This window comes from Trinickia mobilis (genome assembly GCF_017315705.1).
Taxonomy (GTDB): domain Bacteria; phylum Pseudomonadota; class Gammaproteobacteria; order Burkholderiales; family Burkholderiaceae; genus Trinickia_A; species Trinickia_A mobilis.
Genome location: NZ_JAFLRF010000026.1, coordinates 72,930 through 83,689 on the forward strand (window position 1 = coordinate 72,930; position 10,760 = coordinate 83,689).

General features: G+C 65.3%; 11 protein-coding genes. 4 read left to right on the forward strand and 7 right to left on the reverse strand.

Features of this window, described 5'->3' with window-relative positions; all coding sequences use genetic code 11:
- Window positions 1-193: 193 nt before the first annotated feature.
- Complete coding sequence (locus J3489_RS26630) at window positions 194-526, forward strand: c-type cytochrome (protein WP_207003187.1); 333 nt, start codon at window positions 194-196, stop codon at window positions 524-526.
- Between the two features lie 89 nt (window positions 527-615).
- Here J3489_RS26630 and J3489_RS26635 read toward each other — a convergent pair whose 3' ends face one another.
- The 3 genes from J3489_RS26635 to J3489_RS26645 form a co-directional block, all read right to left on the reverse strand.
- On the reverse strand, window positions 616-1,662 hold the full coding sequence (locus J3489_RS26635) for a DUF2486 family protein (protein ID WP_309491429.1): 1,047 nt from the start codon (window positions 1,660-1,662) through the stop codon (window positions 616-618).
- A 90-nt stretch (window positions 1,663-1,752) separates the two neighbouring features.
- On the reverse strand, window positions 1,753-2,169 hold the full coding sequence (locus J3489_RS26640) for a DNA polymerase III subunit chi (RefSeq protein WP_207003188.1): 417 nt from the start codon (window positions 2,167-2,169) through the stop codon (window positions 1,753-1,755).
- A 106-nt stretch (window positions 2,170-2,275) separates the two neighbouring features.
- Window positions 2,276-3,787 carry a leucyl aminopeptidase gene (locus tag J3489_RS26645; protein ID WP_207003190.1) on the reverse strand — a complete coding sequence of 504 codons (1,512 nt, stop codon included), beginning with the start codon at window positions 3,785-3,787 and terminating at the stop codon, window positions 2,276-2,278.
- 139 nt (window positions 3,788-3,926) lie between these two features.
- Between J3489_RS26645 and lptF the strand changes: the two genes are divergently transcribed.
- Genes lptF through J3489_RS26660 form a run of 3 tightly spaced genes read left to right on the forward strand, consistent with a single transcriptional unit; the run spans window position 3,927 to window position 6,594 of the window.
- Window positions 3,927-5,024 carry an LPS export ABC transporter permease LptF gene (gene lptF, locus J3489_RS26650; RefSeq protein WP_207003191.1) on the forward strand — a complete coding sequence of 366 codons (1,098 nt, stop codon included), beginning with the start codon at window positions 3,927-3,929 and terminating at the stop codon, window positions 5,022-5,024.
- Window positions 5,025-5,027: 3 nt separating this feature from the next.
- Entirely contained in the window at window positions 5,028-6,176 is a 1,149-nt protein-coding gene (lptG, locus tag J3489_RS26655) for an LPS export ABC transporter permease LptG (protein WP_207003192.1), read from the forward strand.
- A gap of 40 nt (window positions 6,177-6,216) precedes the next feature.
- Window positions 6,217-6,594: a sirohydrochlorin chelatase gene (locus J3489_RS26660; protein ID WP_207003239.1), complete on the forward strand. Its 378-nt coding sequence runs from the start codon at window positions 6,217-6,219 to the stop codon at window positions 6,592-6,594.
- 67 nt (window positions 6,595-6,661) lie between these two features.
- On the opposite strand, the gene cobA is transcribed toward J3489_RS26660, so the two are convergent.
- The 4 genes from cobA to J3489_RS26680 all read right to left on the reverse strand — a co-directional run bounded on the left by cobA (window position 6,662) and on the right by J3489_RS26680 (window position 10,655).
- Window positions 6,662-7,426 carry a uroporphyrinogen-III C-methyltransferase gene (gene cobA, locus J3489_RS26665; RefSeq protein ID WP_207003193.1) on the reverse strand — a complete coding sequence of 255 codons (765 nt, stop codon included), beginning with the start codon at window positions 7,424-7,426 and terminating at the stop codon, window positions 6,662-6,664.
- A gap of 81 nt (window positions 7,427-7,507) precedes the next feature.
- Window positions 7,508-8,824: a sulfate adenylyltransferase subunit 1 gene (locus J3489_RS26670; protein WP_207003242.1), complete on the reverse strand. Its 1,317-nt coding sequence runs from the start codon at window positions 8,822-8,824 to the stop codon at window positions 7,508-7,510.
- Window positions 8,825-8,846: 22 nt separating this feature from the next.
- The gene (gene cysD, locus J3489_RS26675; protein ID WP_207003194.1) at window positions 8,847-9,812 is read right to left on the reverse strand and encodes a sulfate adenylyltransferase subunit CysD; all 966 of its coding nucleotides are present in this window, start codon (window positions 9,810-9,812) and stop codon (window positions 8,847-8,849) included.
- Window positions 9,813-9,893: 81 nt separating this feature from the next.
- Window positions 9,894-10,655, reverse strand: a complete 762-nt coding sequence (locus J3489_RS26680) for a phosphoadenylyl-sulfate reductase (protein ID WP_207003195.1) — start codon at window positions 10,653-10,655, stop codon at window positions 9,894-9,896.
- Window positions 10,656-10,760: the final 105 nt, after the last annotated feature.

A 10,760-nucleotide genomic window follows, 5' to 3' on the forward strand; every position in this document is an offset into this window, starting at 1 on the left:
CGCCGAATCAGGTCTACCGCTCTGCATGGGACCCGAGTAACCGCCGAAGCGCTAACTCGGGTCGACATGAAAAGAGGCACGCGAGCGCTCGCGTGCCTCTTGTGTTTTCTGCCTCGCCTTCGGTGGCAAACGCTGCGCCCTGCCTATAATGCGTCCCATCACAAGTCGAGCCATGTAGCCGACGGAGACCAGAATGAAACGATCGAGGTATTGTGCAGCGGCGTTAGCCACGGCCGGCGCCTTCACGCTAGGCGGGCCCGCGCAGGCCGAGCCCGCGCCAGGACTGGCATTGGCGCAGCAGCGCAACTGCATGAGCTGCCACGCGGAGAGACGGCCGCTGATGGGCCCGGCATTCCACGACGTCGCGGCGAAATACGCGTCGCGCCCCGACGCCGTCGCCTACCTCACCCGCAAGATCAGCGAAGGCGGTTCGGGCGTTTGGGGGCGTGTGCCGATGCCGGCAAACACGCAATTGACGCCCGATGACGCGCACGCGCTCGCCACCTGGGTGTTGACGCTGAAATAAGCCTTGCCGGTGAGGTTGCGGCATCGAACGGCCTGCCGCCGGGTCCTTCGGGCGCGTGAGACCATCCGTCTCCTCGCGCGCGCCTCGCCTCAGGCATTATCGGCGTGCCTCGCGAGCGCTTCCCGCACCGCCTCGCGGATCCAGCCGGCCACTTCCACTTCCAGCGCCAGCGCCACCTCGCGCGTGATCTGGTTCACGAGCCAGTTCGTGTGATCCTGCAACGCATCGCGGCAACGCGCTTCGATGACGTTGCGCCCCTCGCCCATCAGATAGCTCGCAAAGCGTCCGCGCAGGCGCTCCACGATGACGTCGGCGTCCATTGCTGTTGCGGCCGCGTCTTGCGCCTGCCCATCGGCGGTGTGATGGGCCTTGGAGTGGGCCGCCGCGCGGTGCGGCTTCGCACGATGGTGCGCGGGCACGTCTTCATGATGCTCGTCGGCGGCCGCGTATTCAGCGCGAGACTTCGCGCGATGCGCGTCGGTGTCCCCATGTTCGTCCGGCGTCTCCTCGTGCTGCGCTTGCGACTTCGCGTGATGACTGCTGCGCCGCGCGGAGTGATGAGCGGGGGGTTCGTCCGAAGGCGCTTTTTCGTCCTTGGTTCCGGCGGAAGCCTGCACCGCATGCGATTCTGCCGAGGCTTCGGCCACACCGTGCGATGCGCCCGCCTCGGATTTTGCAGCTGGCGTCTTCGCCTCCGTTGCAGCGGCGGGCTTAGCGGGCTCGGCCGAAACAGACGGCGCGCTCTCGTTCGCTGCCGCAACGTACCCGCCTGGCGCCGCTTCGAGTGCCGCAACGTCCGCGGCCCATTCGGCAAGGCCCGGCGCGACCACGTCGGTCAATACCGGTATCGAATCCTCGTCTGCCATGGCGGCCTGCGCCGGCGCGCTCGCCGCAGCAGGCGCCTGCGCTCCGAATTCGACTGCAGGCCGCTCCGGCTTTGGGGCTTCGCCCTGGGCATGTTCCGCGGCGCCGGGCGTCAGCACGTCGGAAAGCAGGGGGATCGACGCGTCATCGGCTGCGGCATCGCTGCTTTCCGCCGGTATTTTTTTCTCTTCGGGTTGCTCTTGCTCCGTCTTGCCCGGCACGAGCACGTCGGTCAGCACGGGAAACGCGTTGTCGTCGTTGGGATCGGGCACGGGTGAACTCCGTCGATGATTGCGCTGACGGGAGATGCAGCAATCGTCGTGCCGCATCCCGAACCGGCGATTAGGCAGACGATTCGCGCGTCAGGCGCCTTGCTTATAGTTGTTCAAAGCATACCCGCGGTCGCGATAGAAACGATAGCGTTCGCGGCCCGCAACGAGTTCGTCTTGTGCGTTGCCGATCACTTCGAGCAGGCGTTCGAAGCGCGCGAACTGCGCGGGCACCGTCGCGCCGAGGTTCAGCAGGATTTGATGATGCGGCGCGTGCTCGAGATCGCTCGTCAGCACGACCGGCGTCCCTTCGGCGAGCGCGGTGTCTGCCATGCAATGGGGGATGAAGTCGAGCGGCGAGAAGGTCCACAGACGCTCGTCGAACGCGCGCAGGCGCGCGGGCTCGGCGAGCACCACGAGCGGCTGGCCCGCCTGGTAAGCCTTGCGGGCGAGCCGGCACGCGTACAGCAGCGAATCGCCGACATTCGTATGAAAATCGATCCGCGTCATGTCGATCCGGAGTTAGCGCTTTTAGCGCTTACTCCGGCCCCATGCAAAGCTCGGCGGCGCGCCTCGCGAGCGCCGCCGGCGATCAGGCGGACGGTACTGCGATCGATCATTGCGCGGCGCGGTCGATCAGGAACTGCGCGAGCAAGGGCACCGGACGCCCCGTCGCGCCCTTCGCCGCACCGCTCTTCCACGCCGTGCCGGCGATGTCGAGGTGCGCCCATGGGTACGCTTCGGTGAAGCGCGACAGGAAGCACGCGGCCGTCACGCTGCCGGCCGGACGGCCGCCGATGTTCGCGAGGTCCGCGAAATTCGACTTCAGCTGCTCGTGATATTCCTCGTCGAGCGGCATCCGCCAGGCGGGGTCCGACGCCTCGCGCGACGCATCGAGCAGTTCGCCCGCGAGCGCGTCGTCCTTCGAGTACAGGCCGCTGTTGTGGTGGCCGAGCGCGATGATGCAGGCGCCCGTGAGCGTCGCGATGTCGATCACGGCGGCCGGCTTGAAACGCGCCGCGTAGGTCAGCGCATCGCACAGGATCAGGCGGCCCTCGGCGTCGGTGTTGAGGACTTCGATTGTGAGGCCGGACATGCTCGTGACGATGTCGCCCGGCTTCGTCGCGTTGCCGTTCGGCATGTTCTCGCAGGTCGGGATGATGCCGACCACGTTGATCTTGAGGCCCATTTCGGCGACCGCGCGCAACGTGCCGAGCACCGAACCCGCGCCGCACATGTCGTACTTCATCTCGTCCATGCCCTCGCCGGGCTTGAGCGAAATGCCGCCGGTATCGAACGTGATGCCCTTGCCGACCAGCACCACGGGCGCCGCCTTCGCCGCGCCGCCCTGGTACTGCAGGACGATGAACTGTGCCGGCTCGACCGAACCTTTGGTCACCGACAGGAACGAGCCCATCTTCAGCGCCTCGAGCTGCTTCTCGCCGAGCACTTCGGCCTTGAGCTTCCAGTCTTTGGCGAGCTTCTTCGCGGTGTTCGCGAGGTAGGTCGGCGTGCAGACGTTGCCCGGCAGGTTGCCGAGATCGCGCGTCAGGTCCATGCCGTTCGCGAGCGCCACACCCTGCTTCGCGGCGACCTTGGCGGCCTTCTCGTCGGCGGTGTCGATGCTGAAGATGATCCGCTTCAAAGCCCGCGGCTGCGTATCGGGCTTGCTCTTCATCTGGGTGAACTTGTAGGTTTCGCCGCGCAGCGCGAGGATCGCGGTGCGCACGGCCCAGTCGGCCGAACGCTCCTGCACCGGCAATTGCGCGAGCGTGAACGTGACCTGGACGACCTTGGTGCCGAGCAGCGCGCGCCACGCGGCGCGCACGGCCTCGCCGTAAGCCTTTTGTCCGAAGGCATCCTGCTTGCCCAGGCCCACCAGCAGGACGCGCGAGGCGCCGATGCCGGAAACTTCGTGCAAAAACAGCGTGGTACCGCTCTTGCCATCCATGTCGCCGGCCTTGATGATGCGCGTGACGAGGCCCTTGGTCGCGGCGTCGATCTCGAGCGCCGCGCCGGATAGGGTCTGCGACTCGAAGATCCCGAGCACGATACAGTCGGATTTGCCGGTCAGGAACACGTGGGTTGTGCCCTTGGTCCAATCACAGGCTTTTATGCTAAAGTCCATCGCGCTTGTCCTCGGATAAAATATCTAGGCTTAGGATGAAAGCCGCAATTATCCGCTATTTTTCCCGCGGCGGAACTTGGCGAAGCGTAACCGGCGCCTGTATTGCAACCTCTGGCACCCCGCCCTCTCTCCATCAACAATGATTTTCGAACGCTCCCTGCAGCGCGAACTCGCGTATACGGCCGGCGCCGTATTCATGGTGCTGCTCACGATTTTCCTGACGACGCTGATGATCCGCATCGTCGGCTTCGCCGCGTCCGGAGAGGTCGATCCGAAGGACGTCGTCGTGCTGATCGGCCTTCAGATCATCGGCTATCTGGCGGTGATGCTCGTCGTCACGTTGTTCGTTTCGATCCTGTTCGTGCTGACCCGCTGGTATCGCGATTCCGAAATGGTCGTCTGGCTCGCCTCGGGCGTGAGCCTTGCGCGCCTCATCAAGCCGATCGCGATGTTCTCGGCGCCGATCATCCTGCTCGTCGCGTTCTTCGCCTACGTCGGCTGGCCGTGGTCGAACGCGCAGAGCAAGCTGATTCGAGAGCGCTTTCAACAGCGCGACGAAGTCTCGCTGCTCGCGCCCGGCCAATTCCGCGAATCGCCCGCCAGCCATCGCGTATTCTTCGTCGAGAAGATGACGCCCGATCAAAGCCGCGTCGAGAACGTGTTCGTGACGAGCACCGAGAACGGCAAGGTCAACGTGGTGGTCTCGAAGCGCGGCCACACGGAAACGATGAAGGACGGCGACCGCTTCGTCGTGCTCGAAAACGGCCGCCGCTATGACGGCGAGCCGGGCAAGCCCGATTTCCGGATCATGGAATTCGAGCGCTACGGCGTGAAGATCACGAGCCAGCCCGTCATCAATCAGCAGACAACGCGAGGCATGTCGACACCGGCACTCTTGCGTCACCCCAACCGTGACAAGCTCGCCGAATTCGCGTGGCGCACCGGGCTGCCGCTGATGGCGATCAACCTGATGCTGCTCGGCATCCCGCTCGCCTATCAGAACCCGCGCCGCGGCCGCACGATCAATCTGGTGATGGCCGTCTTGATCTTCTTCACGTATTCGAACCTGCTCAACATCGTTCAGTCGTATATCGAGCAGGGCAAGCTGTCGTTCGCGATGGGCCTCGCCGGGCTGCATGTCGTCATCGCGGTGCTCGTCGTGTTCCTGTTCTGGCTGCGTGTGCGCAACCGGCCGCTGATCTCGCGTAAGATGTTCACGCGCTCGCAGGGAGCCTGACGCATGCGTATCTACGAAAAGTACTTCGCACGCCAGGTCTATCTCGCGTTCGTCTTCATCCTCTTCGCGTTCTCCGGTCTGTTCTTCTTTTTCGACCTGATCAACGAACTGAACACGGTCGGCCAGGGCAACTACAAGTTCGGCTTCGCGGTGCTGCGCGTCGGCCTGCAAACGCCGTCGCGCTTCTATGAAATCATCCCGGTCGCGGCGCTCATCAGCGCGATCTACGTGTTCGCGCAGATGGCTGCGAACTCGGAGTACACGATCTTCCGCGTATCGGGGCTCTCGACCGGGCAGGCGCTGCGCTCGCTCCTGAAGATCGGCATTCCGCTCGTGGCCGTCACCTATTTCATCGGCGAAGTGGTCGGCCCTTACACCGATCAGCTTTCCGAGCGCGTGCGGCTCGAAGCGCTCGGCTCGGCGGTGTCGACCAACTTCGAATCCGGCGTCTGGGTGAAAGACACGCTGACCAAGCGCGAAGACGGCGAGCAGGTCACGCGCTTCGTCAACGTCGGCAAGCTGATGCCCGATTCGACGATCAGCAACGTGCGCATCTACGAGTTCGATTCGAAGTTCCGGCTGGCGAACGTGCGGATCGCGCAGAGCGGCCGCTATCAGTCGCCCGGGCATTGGCTGCTCACCGGCGTGACGGATACGCAGCTGACCGATATTGCGCCGCAGAGCGGAAAGCCTGCCGATGCGCTCAACCCGGTCTACCGCGCGAATCAGATCGTGGTGCCCGAATACTCGCTGCGCTCCGAGTTGACCCCGCAGATTCTGTCAGTGCTGCTGGTGTCGCCGGATCGGATGTCGATGTTCAATCTGTTCCGCTACATCCAGCATTTGACGGAGAACCATCAGGATACGCAGCGCTACGAGATTGCTCTCTGGAAGAAGCTGCTCTACCCGTTCGCCGTGCTCGTGATGCTGGTGCTGTCGCTGCCGTTCGCCTACCTCCACACGCGCGCGGGCGTGGTCGGCGTGAAGGTGTTCGGCGGCATCATGCTCGGCATGAGCTTCCAGTTGTTCAACACGCTCTTCTCGCACATCGGCACGTTGAATACATGGCCCGCGCCGATAACGGCGGCGACACCCGGGCTCATTTACCTCGTGCTCGGGCTCGTCGGCTTGAAATGGGTCGATCGTCACTAGCGCGCCTCGCCGGCGCGGCACGCAACGCGAGGAACACATGATGAGCATGCACGGCATCGTCCTGTTCGGCCACGGCGCACGCGACCCGCGCTGGGCCGAACCGTTCGAGCGGCTCGCAGGCAAGCTCCGCGCGGCGCGTGGCGCATCGGCGGGCCCGGTGTCGCTGGCGTTTCTCGAACTGATGACGCCGGATTTGCCGGCCGCGATTGCCGAGCAGGTTGCCGGCGGCTGCGCCGAGATCACCGTCGTGCCGGTGTTCTTCGGTCAAGGGGGACATGTCCGGCGTGATCTGCCGGCCGCGATCGACGTGTGCCGGGCGGCACATCCGGGGGTGGAGATCCGCTGCGCGGTGGCGGTGGGTGAAGACGACGCCGTGCTCGATGCCGTCGTCCAATATTGCCTGCGCGAGGCAGTCTAGGCGCGTCTGCCGCCCTTTCCGCGGCAGCAGATTCCCGCTCCCTTCAATTCGAATAGGAAGCGCTCGCTCAGGCTGCGTTCAGCATCCCCGCGCGAGGCGCCTCGTCTTCCGCCTTGGCAGCACCTCCGCGCTCCGCGAACGCATCGCCGATCATCAGTAAGCTCGGCTGCGCCGGATCGAGCCACAGTTGCGCTTCGCCCATCGCGAGCGCTTCGAGCGTAAGCGTCAACGTGCGTTCGCGCGGCGTGCTGCATGCTTCGACGATCGCAACCGGCGTCGAGCCCGCGCGGCCCGCGTCGATCAATTGCTGCGCGATATCGGGCGCGCTGTCGCGGCCCATGTAGAACACGAGCGAATCGGCGTTCACCTGCTCGCGGATCGCGTCGGTATCGGCGGCCCGGCTGTGCGTGGCAAGCGCGACGCTGCGCGAGACGCCGCGCAATGTCAGCGAACGCCTGATCGCCGCCGCGCTCGCTAGCGCCGCCGTGATGCCCGGGACGATTTCATAGTCGATGCCGGCCGCTTCCAGCGCCCGCATTTCCTCGTCCGCGCGGCCGAACAGCATCGGGTCGCCGCCCTTCAAGCGCACCACCACCGCGTGCTCGCGCGCGGCATCGACGATCTGCTTGTTGATGAATTGCTGCGCGGTCGAGCGCTGGCCGCAGCGCTTGCCGACCGCAATCTTGCGCGCGTGCGGGGCGTAGCCGAGCATTTCGGGCTCGACCAGCGCGTCGTGCAGCACGACGTCCGCCTGCGCCAAAAGGCGCGCGCCGCGCACGGTGATGAGGTCCGCCGCGCCCGGCCCTGCTCCGATCAGATACACCTTGCCCATTTGCATTCGTCCCGTTGGTCTACGGTCTAAACCCGAATTGTGCCGACGTTTGCCAATGTGTGCCAATCCGATCGCTTCGCTTCACGCGGCATACGCGCGAATCATCCCGGCCGCCACCGTGTGATGCGTCGCCTCGTCGATCAGCACGAACGCGCCCGTGCCCGGATGCGAGTCGTACGCATCGCAGACGATCGGCTTTTGCAGCGTCAGCGCGACTCGGCCGATGTCGTTCATCTTGAGGTTGTGCACGTCGCCCGTGTGCGACAGCGTGTGCACGTCGAGCACTTCCTTGATCGCGCCGATCCGCGCGAACACGGTGTTCGTCGTTTGCTTGAGCAGATACTTGCGCTGCGTCGAAAGCGGTTCCTCGTCGAACCAGCACAGGTCCGCGTCGAGCTTCTTCGCGGGCTGGGGCGCGTGCTCGCGCAGCACGAAGGTGTCGCCGCGCGACACGTCGACGTCTTGCGCGAGGCGAATCGTCACCGTCTGGCCGGCGAACGCGCGATCGACCTGCGCGGTGCCGCCCGGCACCGGCGCGATGATTTCCTCGACCGTCGCTTCGCGGTTCCCCGGCAGCACGGCGAGCGCGTCGCCCACCTTCACCTCGCCGGCTTCGACGCGGCCCATGTAGCCGCGGAAATCGTCGGCCTGGCTGCCGTCCTGGCGCGCGACCCACTGCACCGGAAAGCGCAGCGTATGGCTCGCGGCTGGTTCGACCGGCAGCGCTTCCAGCAAGTCGAGCAGCGGCTCGCCCGCATACCACGGCATGCGCTCGCTCGCCGTCACGATGTTGTCGCCCTTCAATGCCGACACCGGCACGAAGCGCACGCCCGTGAGCCCAAGCTGGCGCGCGAGCGCGACGTACGCATCGCGGATCTCGTTGAAGCGCGTTTCGCTGAATTCGACGAGGTCCATCTTGTTGATTGCGACGATCACGTGCTGCAGGCCGAGCAGCTTGACGATCGCGCTGTGGCGCTTGGTCTGCGGCAGGAGAACGGCCGCGCCGTTCTCGAACGTGACGCGCGTCGCGTCGACGAGGATGATCGCCGCGTGCGCGGTCGATGCGCCCGTCACCATGTTGCGCGTGTACTGCTCGTGGCCCGGCGTGTCGGCGATGATGAACTTGCGCTTGGCGGTGGCGAAGTAGCGGTACGCGACGTCGATCGTGATGCCTTGCTCGCGCTCGGCTTCGAGGCCGTCGGTCAGAAGCGAGAGGTCGATTTCGTCGCCGGCCGTGCGCTTGTTCTTTGCGCGCGAGATCGCCGACAGCTGATCCGACAGCACCGCCTTGCTGTCGTACAGCAAGCGCCCGATCAGCGTGCTCTTGCCGTCGTCGACGCTGCCCGCGGTGATGAAGCGCAACACGCCGAGGTCTTCTGGTTGATGAATGCTCATGATTGTCCTGCCCTCGTTCGTGTGCTTAGAAATACCCTTGCTTCTTGCGCTGTTCCATCGCGGCTTCGGAGGTCTGGTCGTCCATCCGCGTGGCGCCGCGCTCCGTGATTTCGGTCACGGCGGTTTCGGCGATGATCTTCTCGAGATCGTCCGCGTCGCTTTCGACCGGGCACGTGCAGCTGATGTCGCCCACCGTGCGGAAGCGCACGAGCGCCGTTTCGCTCGTCTCGCCTTCGCGCATCGGCGTGAGCGGCGTGACGGGCACCAAGAGGCCGTTGCGGCGCACGATCTCGCGGCGGTGCGCGTAGTAGATCGACGGCAGTTCGAGCCCTTCGCGCGCGATGTACTGCCACACGTCGAGTTCGGTCCAGTTCGAGATCGGGAACACGCGCAGGTGCTCGCCGTGGTGCAGGCGCGCGTTATAGAGGCTCCACAGTTCCGGGCGCTGCGCCTTCGGGTCCCATTGGCCGAACTCGTCGCGAAACGAGAAGATGCGCTCCTTTGCGCGGGCCTTCTCTTCGTCGCGGCGCGCGCCGCCGATCATCGCGGTGAAGCCGTGCGCTTCGATCGTTTCAAGCAACGTCACCGCCTGCGCAGCATTGCGCGAATCGGTCTCGCGGCGCAGACGCACCGTGCCGCGCTTGATCGAGTCCTCGACGTGGCCGACCACCAGCTCCGCGCCGATTTCGGCCGCACGGCGATCGCGGAAGTCGATCACTTCGCCATAGTTGTGGCCCGTGTCGATGTGCACGAGCGGGAACGGCAGCGAGGTCTTGCGGTTCGCGCCGAGGCCGAACGCCTTCAGCGCCAGATGCAGCACGACGACCGAGTCCTTGCCGCCCGAGAACAGCAGCGCGGGCTTGCTGCATTCGGCGACCAGTTCGCGCAGGATGTGGATCGACTCCGCTTCGAGCCAGTCGAGGTGGTCCATACGGTTTGCCGTGATGGAAAGCGGTTGGGCGGCGGCAGTGGGTTCGAGCGTCGTGCTCATGTTCTGGGTCCTTCTTAGCGTCACGTCGCAAGCGGCTTCGCGTGGTGGGCTCGGCGCTGCGGCAGTATTCATCGGATGAGGCTATCGGGCGGCTGCGTTCTCGGCGTTTTCGGCAGCGGGGACGATCGGAATCGTCGTGATGTGCAAGCCGCATTCCTTCGTGTCGCGCGACTCCCACCACCAGCGGCCGGCCCGGCTGTCCTCGCCGGGGCGAATCGCGCGCGTACAGGGCTCGCAGCCGATGCTCGGGTAGCCGCGCGCATGCAGCGGATTGACCGGCACGTCGAACGCCTTCAGGTACGCCCACACGTCCGCCTCGGCCCAGTCCGCCAAAGGATTGTATTTGGCGATTTGACGCGCGGCGTCCTGTTCTGCCTCGTGCAGCTCGGCGCGCGTTACCGATTGTTCGCGGCGCTGGCCCGTCACCCAGGCCTCGACGCCGGCAAGCGCGCGATTGAGCGGCTCCACCTTGCGGATTTCGCAGCAGCGCTTGCGCAAATCGATGCTCTCGTAGAACGCGTTCAGGCCGTGCTCGGCGACGTATTGATCGACCGCATCCGCCTGCGGGTGGAATTGCTCGATCTCGTAGCCGTAGCGTTCGCGCACGCGGTCGATCATGCCTAGCGTCTCGGCATGCAGGCGCCCCGTGTTCAGCGAGAAGATGCCGATCTTCGCACCGCGCGACAGGATCGCATGCGTGAGCAGCATGTCTTCCGCGGCGAGGCTGCTCGCGAGCTTGACCTTTGCGTGGCGCTCGGCGATCGAATCGATCAGCGCGTTCAGGCGCTCGATCTTCGCGGCCAGCGCGTCGTCGATGACAGCAGACGTATTCGCTGTGCTCATGCGGAGGCCTTTTGCGCAGCCGCAGCAGCCGCGGCACGCCGGCGGAACAGCGGATTCGGGTTGTCGACGGCGCCCTGGTACAGCACGGAGAACTCTCCGAACGCC